We start from the raw sequence: 21,024 nt of genomic DNA on the forward strand, positions 1-21,024 counted from the left end.
AAGCGCGGGCAAGGGTATTCCCTGTACGAAAATTACCAAGCGAGCGGTCGGGGGAACCAACTGCCCATGGAAATATTGTGCGAGCAATCCCGGCTAACCCCGAGACCGTCGGCACGATGATCAGGCCGACAGCCTTACTTCAGGCTTTGGCTGAGGAATCCATGTTTACGGACGACGTTGCGGTGAGGCGCCTGAAAATCCTGGTCGAGCAATATGTCGAGACACGCAAGAAGCGCCACGATGTGATCTCTACAGCCAACGCCGGAACCGCAATCCGAGAGGTGATGCCAAGTTGCCCGCTTTCGGGAAAGGCCTTCGATGATCTGATTGCGGCCTGCGCCATAGAGCATGGCCTCGCCGTGCTCTTCGACAATCCGGGTATATCAGGCACTGAAATCTGAGGCTGGCGCTTCCGAGGCCACCATCGCGATGAGCAGGAGTTCAGTCGGCATGTCCAGATACTTTTTCGACCTTCGAGATGAGAGCGGAAGCTTGCAGGAGGACCCGGAGGGCCAGGAATTTCCTGATCTCGCGAGCGCCGAGGAAAACGCGATGGCGTCGGCGAAGGAAATCCTCGCCGAAGAGCTGCTGCATGGCAAGCCGCTGCGTACCGGATTGGCCTTCGAGATTTTTGACGAGAACCGCAACCTGGTGCTGCGCTTCCCCTTTGCGTTCGCGGCCGAAAAGGCCGGGGCACCCCCTTAATACCGAATTGCCTGGCGGCCGATCGCTTGCAGGGTCATACAGGTAGGTCGGGCGTCAATGCTGATACTATCCTTCCGCCTTGAAGTTTCTGGCTTCTTTCTCGACCTTGGGGCTGTCCTTGCCATGCTTTCGCATGAGCTCCTTGGCCTGCTTGGGTGAGACGTCGGTGGTCTCCGCCAAGCGCAGCGCCTTCTTGTCCTTGCTTTCGGTCTTCTGCTTCCTGGCCGTCATGGCTCTTGAACTCCCTTGAAGCCTGTTCCGATCGATCTTTGCCGGTGCGAACGCCCGAGCATATCCAGATGAACTGTCGTTGCCTGGTTTGCTTCGACGAGACGTCAACGAGACGATCCCGGTCAGGTTCCGTGCATCGCCTGCTCATGTCCGAACTTGTCATGCCACGCGGCGGTACCGATGGCGATCTCGGATGAATTCATTGAAGAAGCGGCCTTTTGAGGAGGCTTTGGTGAAAGCGGCATAAGTCGCCGGCGCAACACCCTCATAATCGTAACGTCTGCCGCTCGGCACAAACCAGACCGAGAGGATCTTGGTAGCGGGATCGTATTGTGTGTTTTGGATCACGGTCGATGGCATAGTGGCACCCGACGAGTCTGCCCGAATAACCCGCTAGCAATAGTCAGGTTCCGCCGATGTCCTCGCGCCTCGCACCGCGACTACCGGTCGCGCGGGTTGCCGAACGTCGGGTCGCGCTTCCTCGAATATCGGTCGATGCGTGGCAGGCTGTCATCAAACTCGATGCCCGGTAGCCTCAGGTCCCAATAGGCATGGGCTTGCGGCCGAAAACCTTCAGGTTTGTCGAGGAAGCCGATCGTCACATAGAACTCGTCCGGCAGGCCTTCGTCGCTATAGCCTATCGAGCTTCCACAGTCTGGGCAGAACGTACGGGTGACGCCTGGCGTTTTGGAAAAGGCCTTCGGAGTTCCCCTAAGAAGCTGAAATTGCTTCGGCCGGTAACCGACCCAGATCGTCAGCGGACTTCCGATGGCCCGGCGGCAATCGTCGTCGTGATCGTAACATATCCAGAAAGGCTCTCCATCCATGGCTGCCGCGATCCGTCCGCAGAAGCAGGCTCCGGTCTCGCGCCGCATCGTCTGTCCATCCTGTCGCGCCCAAGGAACGTTCAGAGAGCGGCCGAACGGCCGCTCCCATTCAAGGTGAAGTCGTTGAAATCATGCATCGTGATGCTCGGGCATGCTCTTGAGCTGATCCTTGGTCCAGTTCGTCACCGCGTGAACGTCGCCGTCTTCATCGCGCATGAATTCCAACTGGCTCGCGGGAACGGCCACTGGCTTGGCGCCTATGCCGAGGAAGCCGCCGACATCGATGACGACCTGACTGGCGGCTCCAGAGCCGTGGACATGCGAAACGCTGCCGACCTTGTTGTCGTCCGCGTCGTAAATGGTGGCGTCTTCGAGAATGTCTGGCGTCAGTTCGGTGCTTGTGAGGCGTACGTGGTTGGTGTGGTCCATCGTTTCGAGACTCCTGTTGGGTGGAATATCTGAACCTCTCAGCCGAGCAATCGTTCCGAACAATTTCGGGGGCGACGGACGGACGACGCAAGGATGCAAGAACCCTCAAATCAGCCTCGGCCCGAATTGACTCGCAAAGCTCCGTACGGAAGCGTACAAAGGACAATCGTCAGCAGCACAGTTGGGCGTTGACGCTTAGGAGTGACCATCGCTCTTGCCCATCACGAGGCATGGCGTTGCATGGCGAGGAGCCCGAGCATCCCGGCCTGCCACTAGACGCGATAACCGCGCTGGCGCGGGATGCAGGCGCCACTGAACAGCAGATACGTGAAATCATATCGCTCCTCGGGTTCGATCGCGCCTCTATCCTGCGGGAGGCTCGTTTGCTGGCGAAAGATGGTCAGCCAGCAAGGCCTTCGAGTCTTCAGCAGTAACTGTCGGTTTCATACCAACACGCCGGCCCGTCTAGTGCTGCGCGAGACGAGGTCTATGGTTCGTTACCGTCCGCTCGTTAGACGGGCGCGGCCGGCTAAGAGATCCCAGTGCTCTTGCCCAAGGGAAAAGAGTCTCGTGGATTACCAGATCCTGCAAGCCAAGAGCGAATTGCTTCGCCGCATGAGCGCGGACGATTTCGCGCGGCTGAGGCCACATCTGGCGAGCGTTTTTCTGGAGTTGCGCGCGCCACTGGAGACTGCGGGGCAGAAGATCGAAGCCGTCTATTTTCTGGAAAGCGGACTGGCATCGGTGGTGGCCAGGACTTCGGCGGCGACCGAAGCGGAAGTCGGAATCATCGGGTTCGAAGGAATGACCGGTTCGGCCCTGATCATGGGGGACGACCAGGCCAACTTTGATTGCTACGTCCAGTCGACATGCGAGGCCCTCCGGGTAGAGGCTGCCCCATTCGTCGAAGCCCTGGAGAACAGCCCTACGTTGCGGTCGTTCCTGTTGCGCTATGTCCAATATTTCCACGTTCAGACAAGCTACACGGCATCGATCAACGCACGGCAGAGCCTGGAAGTCCGGCTGGCGAGATGGCTTTTGATGTGCAGCGACCGCACTGTCGGCGACAGACTTATGATAACCCATGAATTTCTGTCCATCATGCTTGGTGTCAGGCGTCCGGGGGTTACCGTTGGCCTTCAGATGATCGAGAGTTATGGTTATATCCGAGCGCGCCGCGGAGAGATCACGATCCGCGATCGAGACGGTCTCGTGAAGTTGGCGCGAGATTCTTACGGTCCACCCGAAACCCAGTACCGCCGGCTGATCGGAGATCTGGGCTCGAAGCATCCTGCGAGGCAGCAGCGGCCTCTCGTTTGAGCGCTGGAGGGCGACAGAGGCTTCTCCGCCACTGAACCGCCAGGAGGACATTTCGAGTGGCCGACGCGATGATGCCGGTGAGACACCGTTGCCCAAACCCGCGCCGGCCACTGCGGCATGTTTTGGGGATGCCGCGTTGCCAATTTAGTTGCTGACAAGCAACTGGCAACGAGGGCTCACGGTTTGGTAAGAACCGTACGTACATACACGCAACCTCCCTCGATCGCATTCAAGGCCTGCCTGCGGAATCCTAGGTTGAATACAGCACCCGATAACTCCGAATTGACAGGCTTTGTCCGGTCGGCGCGGTGATGTCCGCGGGTAGGGTGCAGATTTGCTGGCCAGGTTCCGATATTGCCAGGCGGGCTGGCCTTCACCATCTAGCTGGGATGTCGACACCCACATCGAAAACACCCGGCTCATCCAGGCTTCAGCACGATCTCTTTGGTGCTGCCGACGACCTGCCGGACGGTTTCCTCTACCAGCCCGAGTTGATCGCGGCGCAAGAAGAAGCGGAACTCGCCCGGCGCCTCGAAGGCCTGCCTTTCGAGGCGTTCGATTTCCATGGCCATCTGGCAAACCGGCGCGTGGTCGGTTTTGGCCTGCGCTACGACTATGACAGGCGTCAGGTCGTCGAAGCGCCGCCGATCCCTGACTTCCTGTTGGCCCTGCGCGACAAGATCGCGGTGCTGGCAGGCAGGCCCGCCGAGGCTTTCGCGCAGGTGTTGATCAATGAGTATCGGCCTGGCGCCGGCATTGGCTGGCATCGAGACAAGCCTCATTTCGAAGACGTTGCGGGTGTTTCGTTGCTGGCGCCTTGCAGCTTCCGGCTCCGGCGGAAGAATGGCACCAAGTGGGATCGCCGCACCATCGTCGTCGAACCAAGGTCGGCGTATCTCATGACCGGACCATCACGCACGGAATGGGAGCATAGCATTCCGCCAGTTGACCTGCATCGATACTCGATCACCTTGCGGACATTGCGCGCCAACTCCGCATGAGCATCGCGCGCCGAGCCGTTCTGAGGCATCGCCAGCGCCATCACGAGTTCTTGAACGCAAACGGTTCCGGGAACCTCCCAACCACAAGTTGGTTTGGAGGACAGGTACAGCTTCAAAGGTGGAGAATGCCCATGGCCCGTGCCCGATCCGTGTTGGTGGCCGCCAGGCGTCCGTTCCATAAGACGCCGATGGCAGTCGCAAATGCATGTTTCGTCGGCACATTGCTGACCGATGTTGCCTATTGGCGAAGCGCTGAAATGATGTGGGCCGATTTTTCCGCCTGGCTGCTGCTTGCCGGCCTGGTTGTGGGCGTGCTGGCGGTTCTTGCAGCACTGGTGGATTTGTTTACCGGCCGGCTTTCCGGTGAAGCCGGGCGTGTATGGCCATATCTCCTCGGCAGCCTCGTCGTGCTCGTCGTATCGCTCTTCAACGCACTGGTGCACAGCCGGGATGCCTGGACCTCGGTCGTGCCGACGGGGCTCATCCTGTCCGCCGTCGCCGTGATCGTTATTCTCTTGCTGGGGCTGCTGGGATGGAGTTCCGGCCGCACTCAAGTGGAGGTGGTCGAATGAATGTCTCCGCAAGACATGTCCGGCGTATCGCGAGCCTCGGTCTGCTGTGCGGATCGATTTTGGCGCTGCCCGCATGCAGCGATAACGAACCGGATCCCACCGATCAGGTCGGAGCGAACCCGACGCTGCCTGAACCGATCCAGTATCTGGTGCCGCCGATGCATGTCGCGTCCGTCATCGGTTGGAAACAGGAGGAAAGGCCGACGGTCGCCAAGGGTTGCAAATCCAGGCCTTCGCCAAGGGCCTGAAGCATCCGCGCTCGCTTTACACATTGCCGAATGGTGACGTTCTGGTGGTCGAGTCCGTGGCGCCGCCCGGTGCGGCGATCAAGCGGCCGAAAGACCTGGTCATGGGCTGGATCGAGTCCATGGCGACGTCAGGCGGCGGCACCGAAGGAAGCAACCGTATCACCCTGCTGGGCGATACCAACGGCGATGGTGTGCCCGATGTCCAGGAGGTCTTCCTCGATCATCTCAATTCGCCCTTTGGCGTGGCCCTGGTCGGCAACGATCTCTACGTCGCCAACACCGACGCCATCGTGCGTTACCCCTACATGTCGGGCGACACCAAGATCACCGCCCCGGGCACAGTGCTGACGCCGTTGCCCGGCGGGCCCATCGATCATCACTGGACAAAGTCTCTCGTGGTCAGCCCCGACGGGTCTCTGCTTTATGTCGGCATCGGATCCAACAGCAACATCACCGAGAACGGCATCCAGGCAGAAAAGGACCGGGCCGCGATATGGGAAGTCGACAGGGCCACTGGCCGATATCGTATTTTCGCGAGCGGCCTGCGCAATCCCAACGGGCTGAGCTGGGAACCGCAGAGCGGCGCGCTGTGGGCTGTGATCAACGAGCGCGACGAGCTCGGGCCTAACCTGGTTCCCGACTATATGACCTCGGTCAAGGACGGCGCGTTCTATGGTTGGCCGTACAGCTACTATGGTCAGCATGTCGACCCGCGCGTGATGCCGCAGCGGCCGGACCTTGTCGCCAAGGCGATCCCTCCCGACTATGCCTTGAGTTCCCACGTCGCACCGCTGGGCTTAGCGTTCTACACTGGAACCAACCTGCCGGACCCGTATCGCAATGGCGCCTTTGTTGGCGAGCATGGCAGCTGGAACCGCAAGACCTTCAACGGTTACAAGGTCGTGTTCGTGCCGTTCAAGGACGGTCATCCAGATGGCAAGCCGCAGGATGTCGTCACCGGTTTCCTCGACAAGGACAACAAGGCACACGGGCGGCCCGTCGGCGTTGCCGTCGACAAATCGGGCGCGTTGCTGATCGCCGACGATGTCGGAAACACGGTCTGGCGCGTAACTTCCGCGAGTCAGTAGGCACCTGCATAAACGCGGATCGCTTCACCTATCTCGGTGCAAATTCCACCAGCGCCTTGACGAATTCTGCCGGTGCCTCGATCGGCAGGAATTCGCCGCAGTTGACGATCACGCGACCTTGCAGGTCCTTTGCTCCAGACAGCCTCAAACCTTCGAGGTAGTCGTCGATCGATCCGAAATCCGCGTCGCCGCGGATATAGAGGATCGGAATTTCGATGCGCGCGGGTACTGCATTGACCTTGGCATCCTCCTTGAACGCGCGATACCAATCAAAGCCGGCCTTAAGTGCCTCCGGCCTCGAATAGGCCTCCGCAAAGTCTCCCGCATTTCATTGGTCAACGCATCGGGATGTCCGGCGAGCAGATCGAAGAAGAAATCGAAGTAGGCGCGCTGGTGGCCTGTCACCAAAGCCAGCGTAAAGTATCGTGCGCCGAGTTCATCGATCACACCCTCATAGATTTTCCGGGAATGGGGCCAGCCGTGCAGAAGGATCAAGGCCGGTCGGCCCGGATCGCCGGCCATGGATACCGCCAGCCGCATATTGCCTGCTTCGAGGGTCCGGACGAGCATCGTCTATCCATTCTCGGGAACTCAGGAGAAAACGATGAGCGAACGAATAGGTTGCCCGACCGGTTCCGCCGGCGTCGCTGCTCACCGCCGCCCGTTCTCCAGCAGTGGCCAGTGCTCAAAGAACCCAGCCTGCTCGCTCAGCCGGCTGGACCGTCACCCGGCGGGAGGAGGGGGCCACTCTCGCCACCGGCCTGTTGGTCCGCTTGGCGGAACAAGCATTTAATCCTGACGTTAAAATGCCGAGCGGTCCCGCAACGGGCGAATGGGCTGTCGCGAAGTCGTCGCGGCGATTTGCAATTAGGACAATGCAGGGAGATCCAGATGCCGCTTACGGCCTTCGCACTCAATTGCTCGCTCAAAGCTTCGAACGACAGGGAAAAATCCTCCACCGATCGGTTGCTCGCCGATGTCCTGGCGGCGCTGATGCAATACGAGGTGAAGGGCGAGATCGTGCGTGCGCTCAGCCACGATATCAAGCCCGGCGTGCTCTCCGACATGGGCGAGGGCGACGATTGGCCGAAACTCAGGAAGAAAATACCGGCGGCCGACATTTTCGTGCTCGGGCTCCCGATCTGGCTTGGCCAGCCCTCGAGTGTGGCCAAGCGCGTCCTGGAGCGGATGGATGCGTTTCTCGATGAGACCGATGACAGAGGGCGCATGCCGGCAGCAGGAAAGGTGGCCTTGGTAGCCATCGTCGGCAATGAGGACGGTGCGCATCACTGCCACGCGGAATGCTTTCAGGCACTGAACGATGTTGGCTTCACCATCCCGGCCAATGGCGGGGTCTATTGGGTTGGCGAGGCCATGCAGGAGGTTAACTACGTCGACCTGCCGGCAACTCCGGAAAAAGTCTCGGGTGCGATCGAAATGGCAGCTTCAAACGCCGCCCATCTCGCTGGATTGCTGAAAGAGCGGGACTACTCGGGCGTCTCGGGGTGACCTTTGTTCACCTAAACACTACCTTGGCAGCGTCGATGAGGTCTCAGTCGGGAACAGGAAGGCTTGTAGCGAGTTCATATTCTCATCAGCCGGCGACCGCCGCTCCGTCTATACGGCGCGAAGCCGCAAACAGGAGAGCAAGTCATGGGTCTCGGCACGATTCTTATCATTATTCTGGTCATTGCATTGCTTGGCGGTTTTAGTGGTCTTGGCGGCGGGCCTTTCTACGGCACCGGTTACTATGGCGGCGGCGGCCTCGGTCTGCTGCTGCTTGTAGTCATTATCCTGGTCGTGCTCGGGCGTCTCTAGCCGAGTCCGCGATGCGGGTGGCAGAATGTATCACCTGCCGCTTGCGGTCCTTCTGGGTTGCTTTGAATCCATAGCAGTCCAGCAATGACGGTCCGCCCTCTAGAGGGCGGACCACTCGTTGGAGATGTTAGGTCAAAATCAGGACGATCTTGAACGTATCCGGATCAACGATGACGATCCGGCCGTCCGCAAGCACGAAATACTCGTAACTTTCGTAAGCGGGAACGATCTTGACGATACGAGCCGGCAAACGATGCAGCCTGACCTTCTGCCGTGGGACTTCGACGCCGACGGTGATGTCAAAATCGACATTGGAAACAGGCTCGACCTTCGTCTCCCGGATGATCTGAGTGACCTCGGTTTTCTGCTCCACCGTCACGTTGTTGATGGAACCGGTCGACGTCGTATCCTGTGTCGAGGCCTTGCCCTGAGCCTGCTCGTCGGTCTGCATCTTGGTCTTGTCCTGAGCCTGCTGGTCGGTGGTGGTGCCAGCCTTGCCCTGAGCCTGCTCGTCGGTCTGCATCTTGGTCTTGTCCTGAGCCTGCTGGTCGGTGGTGGTGCCGGCCTTGCCCTGCGCCTGCTCGTCGGTCTTCAGCTTGGTCTTGTCCTGCGCCTGCTTCAGCTTGGTCTTGTCCTGATGCTGGTGGTCGGTGGTGCCGGCCTTGCCCTGCGCCTGCTCGTCGGTCTTCAGCTTGGTCTTGTCCTGAGCCTGTTGGTCGGTGGAGGTGCCGGCCTTGCCCTGCGCCTGCTCGTCGGTCTTCAGCTTGGTCTTGTCCTGAGCCTGTTGGTCGGTGGAGGTGCCGGCCTTGCCCTGAGCCTGCTCGTCGGTCTTCAGCTTGGCTTTGCCCTGGGCCTGCTCGCCCATCTTGGAACCGCCCTGGCAGTCAGCCTGCCCGGAAGCGCAATTGGCGTCTGCGCCAGATTGGCTTTCGGGCTGTTGTGTCTGAGCCATTGCCGTTCCACAGCCGAGCCCGATCGCCAGCATGCTGGTAATGAGAACATGTTTCATGGGGAAATCTCCCTGGGTAAGGTTCGTCCCTTCAGTGCGTAGAACCAGAACCCAAAAAAAATGTTCCGAGATAGTTGAGTGAGGTCTAAAAAAACGACCTCACTCGAGACCACATGATCGCGGGCGGAAGCCGTCGTTATAATGACCTTTTCAACCTTGCCGATTGCCCTAGCTCTCTCCTGAGAGGAGGCCGGATATGGCAATTTATAGTCTGAGGGTGGTCAGCTTCATTTTCGTGGCACTGGCTTTCGTTCCGGCCGCCGCGCATCTCTTCGCGATGTTCAACAAGATGAAGCTCGACGGGCCAAACTATCTGGCTGCGCAGCGCGCCTATGATGGATGGAGCCTGTTCGGAATCGTGGTGCTGGGAGCATTGCTCTCTACGGCCGCCCTGGCGATCCTGCTCTACCGAGCGAGTGCATCTTTCGGCTTGGTTGTCGTCGCCTTTCTCAGCATCGGCGCCACGCAATTTGCCTTCTGGACGCTGACCTACCCAATCAATCAGGCGACCCGGAACTGGACTGTCCTGCCTGAAAACTGGGAGCTGCTGCGGCGCCAATGGGAGTATTCACATGCCATCGCCGCTGGCCTCAATGCCTTGGCGTTGCTTGTGCTTTTCCTATCGGCGCTTCGCGCTGCGGTGCGTTGAACGACCACGTCTTCACCAGCACGGCCGCCGAGCGGGCAGGAACCCCAATGAAGCGAAATCACTGACCCGCCCGATGTTTCCAGCGTGGCTCGAAAATGAAGCGGTACTATTTCGATCTTCAAAACGGTGACGGCGCGGTACCCGACGATGACGGGCAGCTGTTCGAATCCCGGGAACAAGCCAGAGCGGAAGCAATTCGTATTTTGCAGGATGTTGCCCAAGACGAAATGCCCGACTGCGATTTCGTCAAGGTAACCGTCAAAGTACGCGATGAGATCGGTGCGCAGATGTTTGAGGCATCGCTTGTTCTGACCTCCGGATGGAGCGTGTGATGCCGCAGTGCTAGCGGCGATACCGCACCGGGATTTGCACGACGTTCTCCGATCCAGGCAGATCAAAGGCCATGGCCAGTTGACGTACGGAGGCCATCTCCACGATCAGTTCTTCGATCGAAAAATCCGGCAGGCCGGTCTTCACCCTCTGCCTCACCTTGGCCGCAAGTTCATGAACCCGCACCGGGACGAAAAGCGGGCTGTCGTCCAGCAGCTTGCTGATTTCGATGACCACATCGGCGTCGATGTCTTTCGGCAATTCCCGCATGGGCGTCACCTCCTCTCGAAGCAATAGCCCGTCATGTCGATGCGACGGGCGATCAGGCGTTGAGCGCCGGGCAAGAGGATCGGAGAGGGACGTGCTCGGCGCTGGCCGATAGCCAGATTCATAAAGCTGCGGGCATCGGTGTGTCACGAAAAAATATCGGTACGAAAATTACCAAGCGGCTCATCCCACGCAATCCACAAGCGCCTTCCCCGAAATCGCGACTCCGGCAGCGCTGTTCCCGACAGAGGAGGAACAAAAAATATGGGGAGGAACAAAAATATGGCCCGGAATTGAGACTGACGAATCGGAGGATCTAGCCATGGACAGCAAGGAGAAAAGATCAAACGGCGAGCCCATGAAACTGGGAGCAGGGCCGGCCGGCTGGCCGCGAGCAAGAGCACTGGGACCAGGCCGTGCAGGAGATCGAGGCTGAGGGTTCGGAGACTGAACGTGGCCCGGTTTTGCCTGATCCGGCAGTTGCAGCCGATTCCAATAGCTCGAAGCGTTGATCGTCAAATCCATGGCGTCTTGAGAGTACGATCAGGCAACCAAATTGGTGGAACCTCGTTTGCCGGACAGCAACCAGAGGAGGTTTCGATGAAGAGGTTCTTTTTACTCCTGGTCCTGGCCGCCGTCCTTGCGCTCGGCGCCTGCGACAACAATATCGAGCCGATGAAAGCCAACGCCGGCACCATCAACAAGAAGCCACAGGTTGACCAGGCCGCCAGACCAGAGTCCACGACTGGTGGTGATCAGCCAGCCACTGTGCCTCAGGGCAAATGAACTCGGTCTCACATTGCGACACACCTCTGCTGCGCGTCGCCTATCTCGATGGTGGACCGCGAGACGGCGCCCCGGTTATCCTGCTGCATGGCTGGCCCGACGACGCGACGACATACGCTCGCATTTCGCCGGCCCTTCATGAAGCTGGCTTTCGGACGTTTTCGCCTTGGCTGCGAGGCTTTGGGCCGACATCGTTCCTGTCAGAAGAAACCATGCGCTCGGGCGAGATTGCCGCGATGGCGCAGGATGTGCTGGATTTTGCCGATGCGCTTGGCCTCAGCCGCTTTGCGGTTGTCGGACACGATTGGGGTGCCCGGATATCTTATCTGCTCGCGTCGGTTTTCCCGGACCGCATCAAGTGCTGTGCTGCGCTGTCGCTCGGCTGGCAACCAGGCAAACCAGCAACGCCGGCGCCCGGACAAGCGAAAGCATTTTGGTATCAATGGTTCATGGCGACGGCCCGGGGCGCTGAGTTCGTACGAAACAATGGCAAGAAATTCGCCAGATACCAGTGGGATAGCTGGGGCCCATTAGGCTGGTTCGACGACGCTATTTTCGATGGTGTCGCGAGTTCGTTCGAAAATCCTGACTGGGCGGATGTGACGTTGCATTCCTATCGGGTCAGATGGGAAGAGGCCGAGCCCGATCCACGCTATGCCGAACTCGCCCGCCGGCAAGCAGCGGTCAAGATCATCACGGTGCCAATCCTGACGCTTCATGGTGGCGACGACCGCGTTGTGTTTGCCCAGTCCTCAGAGGGGCTCGAAGAGCATTTCACCGCGTTCTACAGGCGGGTGGTGCTGGATGGCATCGGACACTTCCCGACGCGTGAGGCTTCTGATCAGGTTTCGCGATTGTTGGCTGCGTTTCTCGATAGCCATGGCAAGCGCTGAAGTGGGGTCGTCATTCGACCTCATAGTACAGGCCGGAACCTGACGCATCGCCGTGCATTTCGTCTCCATGCATGACGAACCGAAATGCGGTCTCGCAATCAATCGGCAGCCAGGGAGAATTTGAATGCAAGCTTCAGGCGCAATCTCAACACACCATGCTGGCCAACTGGCCATAGAACCGTTTGCCGGCACGGTGACGGTACGATTTTCCGACGCCATAGTCGCTGCCACGGAACGGGCGAAAGTGCTTCAGGAAGAAGGACATGAGCCCGTGTTCTACATCCCTTTCGAAGACATCTATTTCGACCTTTTCGAAAAGACGAACACCACCAGCCGCTCCCCTTTGAAAGGCACCGCGAGCTACTGGCGCGTCCATGCGGTGGGCAGCTCGGCTGACGATTTCATGTGGGCATACGAGACGCCTGAAACCGCGGCGCGCCCCATTGCACGTCATGGTGCATTCGATCCGGAAAAGGCGCGCATCGATGCTGAGCCCACGGAGGACAGACGGCACACGCCCCACGTCCCGGAGTAGATTGCCCGTTCGCGGCGGGGCGATCTGAATTCAAGGCTGGTGCTGACGGCTCGGAAACTCGTCATCAAGGATGCATAGTGCCTCCTCATATTTGACAGTCGATGCCCCGACCTGTCGTGCCTGCCAGATATTGTCCGCCAGATCCGCGCGCTTCACCGGCAGCGCCAATGGATTCGATGCCGCTCGTCGCACAAACGCGAAGTAATCCTCACCGGACCTGCGCGACATGGCGTCGACGGCCGAAGCGATCGTCGGGCCAAAACCGGCCTCTTCCAACTTGGTCCGGTCCCAGCCTCCGCCCTTTTCGAGGACGTCATGGAGATAGGCGACGACCTTCTGGTCCTTGGTTTCGACCGCGTCAACGATACGGCGGCAGTGCTCGATATACGGTCGCCCGGTCTTGTCGCGCTGTGCTGCGTGGACCTCTTCGGCAATCTTGGCCGCCCGGTAAAACATGCTCATCTGGCTTGACCTTCAGACATGGTTTCACCATCGCTCCTCGGTGTCGTGGTGCGGCAGGTCTATTCCGCAGCAAACCCAGCCAAGTCGCTGCCTCGATCCATAGTTGTAGCGCGGTTCCAGGCGAGCCGGATCGTCGAACGTTCCGATATGCAGCGCGATCTCTCCGGGCGATGCGTCATAGGCAAGGCTGAGGGGCGATCCGCAGGCGGAGCAGAACCCCCTGCAGGCAATCGGCGAAGACCTGCGATAGGTCGGCGTCGCATTGGTCCAGTTCACGCTTTGGGAAGGCACCCAGGCCAGAACCGCGAACGCACTGCCGGTCGCTCGCCGGCACATATCACAATGGCAGTAATGCACTCTCGGTTCGCTTCCAACGCGGAAGCGGATCGTGCCGCAGAGACATCCTCCGCTCAGTTCCATTTTGGCGCCCCGGCTGACTTGCCGCTCCAACGCCTCTCGCGCGGTCTCATGCGAGCACCTCCATTCATCTCAGCGGAAACGCCAGCCATTTACGTCGGTTCCTGTGGCTATCTCAGGAACCAGTGCTTGCGCGCGGCGTTGCGTGTCTTTGCCGACAACGGGAGGAAACAGGGAAAATGCATCGTCGGTCGGAGAAGCGCTGATGTCGATGCCGGGGCTGGCATACGGTCCTCTCGGCGATCGATGCATGCATATCTGCGTGGATATGCAGCGGCTGTTTGCAGAGCCGTCCGAATGGGCAACACCCTGGATCACCCGGGTTCTCCCGCAGATCGAGAGGCTGGTCGAAAGACGCGCGCCACAGACGGTCTTTACACGCTTCCTGCCCGCCGGGAAGCCGGGGCAGGGCGTCGGCACATGGAAGCGCTATTATGAGCGCTGGGCTTCCCTGACGATCGAGACGATCGGGCCCGAAATGACCGAACTGTTGCCGTCTTTAGCCGGCTACTGTCCGCCAGCGGCGATCGTCGACAAGCACATCTACTCGCCCTGGTTCGAAGGGCGTCTCAGAGCGCTCCTGGTGGAGCGCGGCATCGATACGCTGGTCATCACCGGCGGCGAAACGGATGTTTGCGTTCTGGCCACGGTGCTCGGGGCCATCGATTTCGGCTATCGCGTGGTTCTCGTCACGGACGCGCTGTGCAGTTCTTCCGACGCAACCCATGACGCACTGCTGACCGTTTACCACCAACGTTTCGCGCAGCAGGTCGAGACGGTTGAGATGGAAACGGTTCTCTCGAACTGGACTTGACGTCCGCTAACCCGGCCCGGGTGGGAGTGTCCATGCTTCCTTGCGCGGTTGGGCTGCCTATCTGTTAAGAGAATGACGGACACCAGAACAGGTAGCAGGACGTGACGCAACGATCGGGAAGTGCTGATCTTCCACTCCATGGCGGGCGCGTGCCAAAATGGCTCGGCGACCGCATGACGCGTCTTGGCGCTGTGATGTGCGAGGCGATCATTCATCACTATGGTCGAGACGAGCTGCTGCGGCGGCTGGCGCATCCATTCTGGTTCCAGTCCTTTGGTGCTGTCATGGGCATGGATTGGCACTCGTCAGGAATCACGACCAGCGTCGTGGGCGCTTTGAAGCGTGGCCTCACGCCGCTTTCCGGCGAGCTCGGCATTCATGTCTGCGGTGGTCGCGGCGCGCATTCGCGCAAAACCCCGCATGAGCTGGAAGCCATCGGCCAACGCGTCGGCTTCGACGGAGCGGGCCTGGCAACCGCCAGCCGGCTGGTCGCCAAGGTCGACAGCGCCGCCGTCCAGGACGGTTTCGATCTCTATCTGCATGGCTTTATCGTCGCCGATGACGGTCACTGGGTTGTGGTGCAGCAAGGTATGAACGGCGACAGCAAGGTGGCGCGCCGCTACCATTGGCTTTCCGAAGGCCTGAAGAGTTTTGTCGACCAGCCGCATGCCGCCATCGAAGGGGCCAATCAAGGCGAGATCGTCAACCTGACCGACCGGCGTGCCGAGGCGTCCCGCCAAGGGCAACTTGACCTTTTGCAGGATCTCGGACCGGATCGCATCCTGGGCGAGCTGGCGGCATTGGAGCGTGGCGCGGAGCCGACGCGCCGGCAGGAACCGGAACAACCGCTGCTGCCGCATTTGGTCATGCCGGCCCACCATGACGTTCGCGAAAGCGATGTCGTCATGCATCGCCTACACGGCAATATCGCAGCCGCCGCGGACCGCGGTCCCACCGATTTCGCCGAGCTCCTTCTGGTCCCCGGCGTCGGCGCACGCACAGTGCGCGCGCTGGCCCTCGTTGCCGAGGTGGTGCATGGCGCTCCTTGCCGTTTTTCCGATCCCGGCCGCTTCTCGCTGGCGCATGGCGGCAAGGACAGGCATCCATTTCCGGTACCGCTGAAGGTCTATGACGAGACGATCGGGGTTCTGAAGTCGGCCGTGCAGAAGGCAAAGCTCGGTCGCGATGAAGAAATCGGCGCCTTGAGGCGGCTCGACGATCAGTCGCGGCAAGTCGAGCGATACGTGACCGGCCCCAGCCTGAAGGAAATTGTCGCGGGAGAATTCGACCAATCGCATCTGCTTGGCGGGCGCAGCGTGTTCGGGTGGGAAGCTGCGCCGGACACAGCACCTGCTGAGCGGAGCAAGAAAGCGTGAGAACGAGACAGAGGGCTGTAGATCAGTCGGCCAGATCGATCAGCGCGACACCGAGGTCCGGACGCTTGCTGCGGCGCAGATGACCGGGCGCTTCCACCAGGGTGATTTCGAGCGTTGGTCGAACCATGCCGTCAAGCAGATGTCCACCCCGGGTGGTGCCGTCGCTCAATCCAAGCACCGCATGGACGTGCAGGCTGGGCTTGTCATCATCACCCAGTGCAACATCGCCGATCGCGCTCAGAACCTCGCACTGTTCGCCGATGGGGATTTTGCGGTAGGTCTTCGCGGTCGGATCAAACCAGCCCACGGTGGCTTTTTCGAAAGCCCCTATGGCGGTCAAGGACGCACTGCCGATCTCCTGGTCGACCGCGAAGGCGGTCAGTGCCGCGAACGCTTCTTCGCCTGGGTCGAGCACCACGACGAATGTCCGTTGTCCGCCGATCTCATTGACGAGCTGAGATTTCATCCCTGTGCTTCCATCGTTCGGCCCAAGGCCGTCGCCAAGATCAATGGGCGCGGTGTTCCGCATTGCGCTTGCGGGTCGCTGCAGCTTTCTTTGCCGATTCGGATCGGCTTGCGGCAGACCGTGATGCCGATGCCTTGCCGCCGCTTTTACCGCCTTTGTGCGCCGCGAGATGGCCCGTGTGTTTGCCGCGGCCCGAACCGCCTTCCTTCTTGCCACCGCCATCGTCCTTGTTGACGGTAGCCCATGCACGCCGCTCTGCTTCCTTGTCCGAAACCCCGCGCTTCTCGTAGCCTTCGGCAATGTGGTCGGCCTTACGCTCCTGCTTGTCAGTGTATTTCGATTTGTCGCCTCGTGGCATGGCCTGCTCCTATTGAATAAGGGCTGAACGTCGATTTGACGCGCTGGTTCCAACAGAAGTTCGCGTAGCCAATGCCATCGCCCGGCATGGCCAAACACCGCCGCGCGCAGGCTAACGCTTTTCGGGCCGGGGAGAGCGCAGCAGCAGGCGAGGGGAATTGGTTCAGCCGATTGCCAACCTCACGACGAGGGCCAGGATCACGACACCGACCAAGCCGGCTATGAAGATGACCCGACGGGTGCGCGTTCGCAGGATGATCTCGCCTTGTCTCGCCTGCTCCGCAGAGAATACAGGTCCATTGTCGCCGTCCTTGCCATGCCGACCATCGCTCATGATCGCCTCCTTCCGGCTCTTGGCACACAACCATCGCTTGACCGGGGAGGTTCCGATTGCATCGATCCGGCCAGCAGAAAAAGGATCACAGGCTCGTGAGGAGGGAACTTTGCCCTCCGCGAGTGGTTTGGGCCGCTTGAGACCCAGCCAGCCCGGAGCCAGCCATGTCCGATGCCAAAATTTCCAGCGGCTTGAGCAGACGCATGTTCATGACGGCCTCTGTTTCGGCGGCGGCGGTGATGCCGCTTGTGAATTCCCCAACGAGAGCTGCCCAGCCCGCGTCCGCAAAACCGGCCGAACCGCGCGATTTGTCGGCGGTTTCGATGCGTATCAACAAGCAGACCTACAACCTCGCGCTCGACAATCGAACCAGCCTGCTTGACGCGCTGCGCGACCATGTCGGCCTGACCGGCACCAAGAAAGGTTGCGATCACGGTCAGTGTGGTGCCTGCACGGTGCTGATCGACGGAAAGCGGGTACTGTCGTGCTTGAGCTTTGCCGTCATGAACCAGGGCCGGGAGATCACAACGGTGGAAGGCCTGGCTTCGGCGGACGGGGAACTGCATCCGGTCCAGCAGGCCTTCGTCGACCACGATGCCTTTCAATGCGGCTATTGCACACCGGGTCAGATCATGTCCGCCATCGGTTGCATCAACGAAGGCCATGCTGGATCGGAAGATGATATTCGCGAATATATGAGCGGCAATCTATGTCGCTGCGCGGCCTATCCCAACATCGTTGCGGCGATCGTTCAGGCACGCGACGAGACCAGGAGGGCTTAGGATGCGCCCGTTCGTATATGAAAGACCAACCAGCGTCTCCACGGCAATCGCCATGGCGTCCCGTCCCGATGCCGTGCATGTTCCGCCAACCGGCGCCGACACGCAGTTCATCGTCGGCGGCACCAATCTGGCCGACTACATGAAGCTCGGTGTCGCGCGGCCGGAGCGACTGCTCGACCTCAACACTCTTGCCGAGCCGGCCTTGCGGCAGATCAGGATAGACGATGATAAGATCCGGTTTGGTGCGCTGGTCCGTATGGGTGAAGCAGCCGACAACAATGATGTCAGGCGCCGTTGCCCGGTCCTCGCCGACAGCTTGAAATTCGCTGCCAGCGGTCAGCTTCGCAACATGGCGAGCCTGGGCGGCAATGTGCTGCAACGTACGCGCTGCGAGTATTTTCGAGAGATATCTTGGCCGTGCAACAAGCGCGAACCGGGCTCCGGCTGCGCTGCGATGGAAGGGTCCAATCGCCAGCATGCCGTGCTGGGTACGAGCGATGCCTGTATTGCCACGTATCACGGCGATTTCGCGCAGGCGCTGGTTGCGCTGGACGCCACCGTCGATGTCGAAGGTCCGCGGGGAAGGCGCACGCTCACTTTTGCCAAGCTGCATAAACGGCCGGGCGAAACGCCCGACATCGAGACGGATCTGGCCGCCGACGAGCTCATTACCGCCATCGAAGTGCCGCTGGCACAGTGGAGCAGCCGGTCGCGCTATCTGAAGATACGCGATCGCGAATCCTACGCGTTTGCGCTGGCGTCCGCGGCTGTCGCGCTCGACATGGATGGCGAGACGGTAAGGAGTGCGCGCATTGCGCTTGGCGGAGTGGCGACGGTGCCGTGGCGTGCGCGCGAAGCAGAGGACGCGCTACAGGGCAAAGTGCTTGACGAAGCCACGGCGCAGGAGGCCGCCGAGGCTGCTTTCGCCGATGCCAGACCGCGCGAGCATAACGCATTCAAGATACCGCTCGGCAAGCGCACGCTGGTGCGGGCGCTGCTCGAAACCCGGGATATGAAGGGCTGAGCCATGAACCAAGCTGCACCCGCTCCAAGGGAAAACCAGGGCGATCCCGTTGTTCGCATTGACGCCCGGCTAAAAGTTACCGGACAGGCCGGCTATCCCGCCGACATCGTTACGGCCAACGTCGCCTACGGTGCCCTTGCCACCAGCAGCATTGCCCGGGGCAAGGTTTCCGAACTTCACACGAAAGACGCCAATGCCGTACCCGGTGTGCTGGACATCGTCACCTATGGCGATCTGGACAAGACCGACATGCCGAAATTCGGCAACACCGGTGCAAGTTCGATTGGGCCCTTGCACGACAAGACGGTTTTTCACGATGGTCAGATCATCGCTCTGGTGGTCGCTGAAACCTTCGAGGCGGCGGAGGAGGCAGCGATGTTGGTCCGCGCCGACTATGAGGACGAACGGCCCAGCGCCAGCTTTGATTCCAAGGGCGTGAAGATGGAACCGGCTGCCGGCAAAAGCCCGATGTTCAAGGAGGATGCGAAGGCCGGTGACTTCGACGCCGCTTGGGCGGATGCGACGGTGAAGATCGACGAAAAATATTCGACGCCGACCCAGCATCATAATCCGATCGAGCTGTTTTCGACCACCGCCATATGGCAGGGCGACCAGTTGACGATACACGAACCCAGTCAAAACGTTACGGGCTGGAAGGTGGAACTGGCACGCCAACTGAAGCTCGATCCGGCCAATGTGCGGATCGTCAGTCCCTATATCGGCGGCGCCTTCGGCTCCAAGGGGCCGATGACGGCACGCACTGCTATCGTTGCCGTCGCGGCGCGGCGCATCGGCCGGCCGGTTCGCTGCGTCGTCAATCGCATGCAAGCCTTCGGTACGCAGACCTATCGCGCCGAAACGCGGCATCGGATCCGCATGGGCGCCGGCAAGGACGGCCGCATCACGGCGTTCGGACATGAGGCCTGGGAGGTGACGTCACGCCCGGACCCTTATGTCGTCGGCGGCACGTCCGCCACCGCGCGCATGTACGATTACGGCTCCGTTCTGACGCATGTTTCGCTGGTTCATGCCGACCGCAACACGCCTGGCTACATGCGATCGCCGCCGGAGACGCCTTATGTCTACGCGCTGGAAAACGCCATGGACGAAATGGCCGTGGCCGTCGGTATGGATCCTGTCGAGTTTCGTCGCATCAATGAACCGGAGAAGGAGCCGATCGGAGGCAAGCCATTTTCCAGCCGCTCACTCATCAAGTGCTACGACCAGGCGTCCGAGGCCTTTGGCTGGTCGAAGCGCGATCCCAGGGTCGGCTCGATGCGCGACGGCGATTGGCTGGTCGGAATGGGCTGTGCGACGGCAATCTATCCGACTGCCGCCGCACCTTGCGCGGCCCGGGTTCGTCTCACCGCGGATGGCGAGGTTCGGGTCCAGTGCGGCTCCCATGAAATTGGCACCGGCGTTCGCACCATCGCCGGCCAAATGGCGGCCGAAAGGCTGGGGGTCGGCATGGACAAGATCAGCGTGGAGATGGGCGACAGTGCCTTGCCGCCGGCTCCCGTGTCGGGCGGATCGATCTCGACCGCCAGCGTCTGCTCCGCGGTCATGAAAGCCTGCGACGCGATACGCGAAAAACTGTTTGCCGCCGCTGCGGGCAAGGGGGCTCCGCTGGCAGGTTCGGCCAATGCGAAGCTGGATTTGAAGGACGAAGAGGTCGTCACCGAGACCGGCAAGTCCGCCAAGCTGGCCGATGTCTTCAAGGCCATGCAAGTCGGCGCCATCGAAGAATATGCCGAGTTTGCGCCGAAGGGTTCTTCGCCTGAAGCCCTGAGGAAACTCTATGCCGGACAATCGGAGTTTCATGGTGGAGAGAACGACGAAGATTCGGTCAAATATGCGTTTGGCGCCGAGTTCGTCGAAGTGCGCATCAACAGCTATACACGCGAAATCCGGGTGCCGCGCATGGTCGGAGCCTTCGCTGCCGGGCGCATCATGAACACGCGCACCGCGCGCAGCCAGCTGATGGGTGGCATGATCTGGGGCATTGGCCAAGCGTTGCACGAGGCCACCGAAATCGATCAGCGACACGCGCGCTACGTGAATCGCGACCTGCAGGACTATCTCGTGCCGGTCAACGCCGACATCAAACAGGTCGACGTTATCCTGGTCCCCGAAATCGACCACCAGGTCAATCCTGCCGGCGTCAAGGGCTTGGGCGAACTCGGCAATGTCGGAACGGCTGCTGCCGTGGCGAGTGCCGTCTATCATGCCACCGGCAAGCGCATTCGCGATCTGCCGATCAGAATAGATGATTTGATAGGCTGAC

28 protein-coding genes and 2 pseudogenes are annotated in these 21,024 nt (G+C 60.4%); 19 read left to right on the forward strand and 11 right to left on the reverse strand.

Annotated elements, in window-relative coordinates; translation table 11 throughout:
• The first annotated feature begins 161 nt into the window (after positions 1 to 161).
• Positions 162 to 401: a hypothetical protein gene (locus NKJ11_RS18580; protein WP_031213489.1), complete on the forward strand. Its 240-nt coding sequence runs from the start codon at positions 162 to 164 to the stop codon at positions 399 to 401.
• Between the two features lie 49 nt (positions 402 to 450).
• The gene (locus NKJ11_RS18585; protein ID WP_502905801.1) at positions 451 to 705 is read left to right on the forward strand and encodes a DUF6894 family protein; all 255 of its coding nucleotides are present in this window, start codon (positions 451 to 453) and stop codon (positions 703 to 705) included.
• A gap of 66 nt (positions 706 to 771) precedes the next feature.
• Here the strand turns inward: NKJ11_RS18585 and NKJ11_RS18590 are convergent, their stop codons facing one another.
• From NKJ11_RS18590 to NKJ11_RS18605, 4 genes are all read right to left on the reverse strand, one after another.
• Positions 772 to 936, reverse strand: coding sequence for a hypothetical protein (locus tag NKJ11_RS18590; RefSeq protein ID WP_352793909.1), 165 nt, complete (start codon positions 934 to 936; stop codon positions 772 to 774).
• Between the two features lie 159 nt (positions 937 to 1,095).
• Complete coding sequence (locus NKJ11_RS18595; protein WP_023811991.1) at positions 1,096 to 1,296, reverse strand: KTSC domain-containing protein; 201 nt, start codon at positions 1,294 to 1,296, stop codon at positions 1,096 to 1,098.
• An 80-nt stretch (positions 1,297 to 1,376) separates the two neighbouring features.
• The gene (locus tag NKJ11_RS18600) at positions 1,377 to 1,811 is read right to left on the reverse strand and encodes a GFA family protein (RefSeq protein ID WP_127294509.1); all 435 of its coding nucleotides are present in this window, start codon (positions 1,809 to 1,811) and stop codon (positions 1,377 to 1,379) included.
• Between the two features lie 81 nt (positions 1,812 to 1,892).
• Entirely contained in the window at positions 1,893 to 2,192 is a 300-nt protein-coding gene (locus tag NKJ11_RS18605; RefSeq protein ID WP_013531539.1) for a PRC-barrel domain-containing protein, read from the reverse strand.
• A gap of 570 nt (positions 2,193 to 2,762) precedes the next feature.
• Here NKJ11_RS18605 and NKJ11_RS18610 point away from each other — a divergent pair.
• The 6 genes and pseudogenes from NKJ11_RS18610 (at position 2,763) to NKJ11_RS18635 (ending at position 8,239) form a co-directional block, all read left to right on the forward strand.
• The gene (locus tag NKJ11_RS18610; protein WP_128304471.1) at positions 2,763 to 3,512 is read left to right on the forward strand and encodes a Crp/Fnr family transcriptional regulator; all 750 of its coding nucleotides are present in this window, start codon (positions 2,763 to 2,765) and stop codon (positions 3,510 to 3,512) included.
• A gap of 389 nt (positions 3,513 to 3,901) precedes the next feature.
• Complete coding sequence (locus NKJ11_RS18615) at positions 3,902 to 4,513, forward strand: alpha-ketoglutarate-dependent dioxygenase AlkB (RefSeq protein ID WP_128304472.1); 612 nt, start codon at positions 3,902 to 3,904, stop codon at positions 4,511 to 4,513.
• Between the two features lie 131 nt (positions 4,514 to 4,644).
• Positions 4,645 to 5,085 (forward strand): DUF2231 domain-containing protein, encoded by a 441-nt coding sequence (locus NKJ11_RS18620; protein ID WP_127294592.1) that lies wholly within the window; start codon positions 4,645 to 4,647, stop codon positions 5,083 to 5,085.
• A pseudogene (locus tag NKJ11_RS18625) lies at positions 5,082 to 6,421 on the forward strand (PQQ-dependent sugar dehydrogenase). The gene NKJ11_RS18620 and the pseudogene NKJ11_RS18625 overlap by 4 nt, the downstream one beginning before the upstream one ends.
• A gap of 891 nt (positions 6,422 to 7,312) precedes the next feature.
• A complete protein-coding gene (locus NKJ11_RS18630; RefSeq protein WP_352793946.1) occupies positions 7,313 to 7,930 on the forward strand; it encodes a flavodoxin family protein in 618 nt (205 codons plus the stop codon).
• A 144-nt stretch (positions 7,931 to 8,074) separates the two neighbouring features.
• Positions 8,075 to 8,239: a DUF3309 family protein gene (locus NKJ11_RS18635; protein WP_023811982.1), complete on the forward strand. Its 165-nt coding sequence runs from the start codon at positions 8,075 to 8,077 to the stop codon at positions 8,237 to 8,239.
• Between the two features lie 127 nt (positions 8,240 to 8,366).
• On the opposite strand, the gene NKJ11_RS18640 is transcribed toward NKJ11_RS18635, so the two are convergent.
• On the reverse strand, positions 8,367 to 9,248 hold the full coding sequence (locus NKJ11_RS18640; RefSeq protein ID WP_352793912.1) for a DUF1236 domain-containing protein: 882 nt from the start codon (positions 9,246 to 9,248) through the stop codon (positions 8,367 to 8,369).
• Between the two features lie 217 nt (positions 9,249 to 9,465).
• Between NKJ11_RS18640 and NKJ11_RS18645 the strand changes: the two genes are divergently transcribed.
• Entirely contained in the window at positions 9,466 to 9,897 is a 432-nt protein-coding gene (locus NKJ11_RS18645; RefSeq protein ID WP_352793914.1) for a hypothetical protein, read from the forward strand.
• Between the two features lie 95 nt (positions 9,898 to 9,992).
• The gene (locus tag NKJ11_RS18650; RefSeq protein ID WP_023811979.1) at positions 9,993 to 10,229 is read left to right on the forward strand and encodes a DUF6894 family protein; all 237 of its coding nucleotides are present in this window, start codon (positions 9,993 to 9,995) and stop codon (positions 10,227 to 10,229) included.
• A 10-nt stretch (positions 10,230 to 10,239) separates the two neighbouring features.
• Here NKJ11_RS18650 and NKJ11_RS18655 read toward each other — a convergent pair whose 3' ends face one another.
• Complete coding sequence (locus tag NKJ11_RS18655; protein ID WP_023811978.1) at positions 10,240 to 10,497, reverse strand: hypothetical protein; 258 nt, start codon at positions 10,495 to 10,497, stop codon at positions 10,240 to 10,242.
• A 395-nt stretch (positions 10,498 to 10,892) separates the two neighbouring features.
• Here NKJ11_RS18655 and NKJ11_RS18660 point away from each other — a divergent pair.
• The 4 genes and pseudogenes from NKJ11_RS18660 to NKJ11_RS18675 all read left to right on the forward strand — a co-directional run.
• Positions 10,893 to 11,006 (forward strand): annotated as a pseudogene (locus NKJ11_RS18660) (DUF2934 domain-containing protein); the annotation flags it as partial.
• Between the two features lie 88 nt (positions 11,007 to 11,094).
• A complete protein-coding gene (locus NKJ11_RS18665; RefSeq protein ID WP_352793916.1) occupies positions 11,095 to 11,280 on the forward strand; it encodes a hypothetical protein in 186 nt (61 codons plus the stop codon).
• Positions 11,277 to 12,173 carry an alpha/beta fold hydrolase gene (locus NKJ11_RS18670; RefSeq protein ID WP_352793918.1) on the forward strand — a complete coding sequence of 299 codons (897 nt, stop codon included), beginning with the start codon at positions 11,277 to 11,279 and terminating at the stop codon, positions 12,171 to 12,173. The genes NKJ11_RS18665 and NKJ11_RS18670 overlap by 4 nt, the downstream gene beginning before the upstream one ends.
• Before the next feature lie 124 nt (positions 12,174 to 12,297).
• Positions 12,298 to 12,708 (forward strand): DUF427 domain-containing protein, encoded by a 411-nt coding sequence (locus NKJ11_RS18675; RefSeq protein WP_127294535.1) that lies wholly within the window; start codon positions 12,298 to 12,300, stop codon positions 12,706 to 12,708.
• A gap of 30 nt (positions 12,709 to 12,738) precedes the next feature.
• Here the strand turns inward: NKJ11_RS18675 and NKJ11_RS18680 are convergent, their stop codons facing one another.
• Both NKJ11_RS18680 and NKJ11_RS18685 read right to left on the reverse strand, forming a co-directional pair.
• Positions 12,739 to 13,170 (reverse strand): HD domain-containing protein, encoded by a 432-nt coding sequence (locus tag NKJ11_RS18680; protein ID WP_352793920.1) that lies wholly within the window; start codon positions 13,168 to 13,170, stop codon positions 12,739 to 12,741.
• A 24-nt stretch (positions 13,171 to 13,194) separates the two neighbouring features.
• Positions 13,195 to 13,590, reverse strand: a complete 396-nt coding sequence (locus NKJ11_RS18685) for a GFA family protein (RefSeq protein ID WP_352441508.1) — start codon at positions 13,588 to 13,590, stop codon at positions 13,195 to 13,197.
• Positions 13,591 to 13,792: 202 nt separating this feature from the next.
• Here NKJ11_RS18685 and NKJ11_RS18690 point away from each other — a divergent pair, with 202 nt between their 5' ends.
• Together NKJ11_RS18690 and NKJ11_RS18695 are read left to right on the forward strand one after the other, a co-directional pair.
• On the forward strand, positions 13,793 to 14,401 hold the full coding sequence (locus NKJ11_RS18690; RefSeq protein WP_127294539.1) for a cysteine hydrolase family protein: 609 nt from the start codon (positions 13,793 to 13,795) through the stop codon (positions 14,399 to 14,401).
• A 101-nt stretch (positions 14,402 to 14,502) separates the two neighbouring features.
• Positions 14,503 to 15,777, forward strand: coding sequence for a DUF763 domain-containing protein (locus tag NKJ11_RS18695; protein WP_352721427.1), 1,275 nt, complete (start codon positions 14,503 to 14,505; stop codon positions 15,775 to 15,777).
• Positions 15,778 to 15,799: 22 nt separating this feature from the next.
• On the opposite strand, the gene NKJ11_RS18700 is transcribed toward NKJ11_RS18695, so the two are convergent.
• The 3 genes from NKJ11_RS18700 to NKJ11_RS18710 form a co-directional block, all read right to left on the reverse strand.
• Positions 15,800 to 16,243 carry a PPC domain-containing DNA-binding protein gene (locus NKJ11_RS18700; RefSeq protein ID WP_352751010.1) on the reverse strand — a complete coding sequence of 148 codons (444 nt, stop codon included), beginning with the start codon at positions 16,241 to 16,243 and terminating at the stop codon, positions 15,800 to 15,802.
• A 40-nt stretch (positions 16,244 to 16,283) separates the two neighbouring features.
• Positions 16,284 to 16,601, reverse strand: coding sequence for a hypothetical protein (locus tag NKJ11_RS18705; protein ID WP_023811967.1), 318 nt, complete (start codon positions 16,599 to 16,601; stop codon positions 16,284 to 16,286).
• A gap of 162 nt (positions 16,602 to 16,763) precedes the next feature.
• A complete protein-coding gene (locus NKJ11_RS18710) occupies positions 16,764 to 16,934 on the reverse strand; it encodes a hypothetical protein (RefSeq protein ID WP_023811966.1) in 171 nt (56 codons plus the stop codon).
• A gap of 209 nt (positions 16,935 to 17,143) precedes the next feature.
• Here NKJ11_RS18710 and NKJ11_RS18715 point away from each other — a divergent pair, with 209 nt between their 5' ends.
• Genes NKJ11_RS18715 through NKJ11_RS18725 form a run of 3 tightly spaced genes read left to right on the forward strand, consistent with a single transcriptional unit; the run spans position 17,144 to position 21,023 of the window.
• Positions 17,144 to 17,716: a (2Fe-2S)-binding protein gene (locus NKJ11_RS18715; protein ID WP_352441559.1), complete on the forward strand. Its 573-nt coding sequence runs from the start codon at positions 17,144 to 17,146 to the stop codon at positions 17,714 to 17,716.
• Between the two features lies 1 nt (position 17,717).
• On the forward strand, positions 17,718 to 18,740 hold the full coding sequence (locus NKJ11_RS18720) for an FAD binding domain-containing protein (RefSeq protein ID WP_352441507.1): 1,023 nt from the start codon (positions 17,718 to 17,720) through the stop codon (positions 18,738 to 18,740).
• A gap of 3 nt (positions 18,741 to 18,743) precedes the next feature.
• Positions 18,744 to 21,023: a xanthine dehydrogenase family protein molybdopterin-binding subunit gene (locus NKJ11_RS18725; protein ID WP_352751007.1), complete on the forward strand. Its 2,280-nt coding sequence runs from the start codon at positions 18,744 to 18,746 to the stop codon at positions 21,021 to 21,023.
• Position 21,024 lies beyond the last annotated feature (1 nt).

Origin of the sequence: Mesorhizobium sp. M0243 (assembly GCF_040321775.1) — a bacterium.
Taxonomy (GTDB): Bacteria; Pseudomonadota; Alphaproteobacteria; order Rhizobiales; family Rhizobiaceae; genus Mesorhizobium.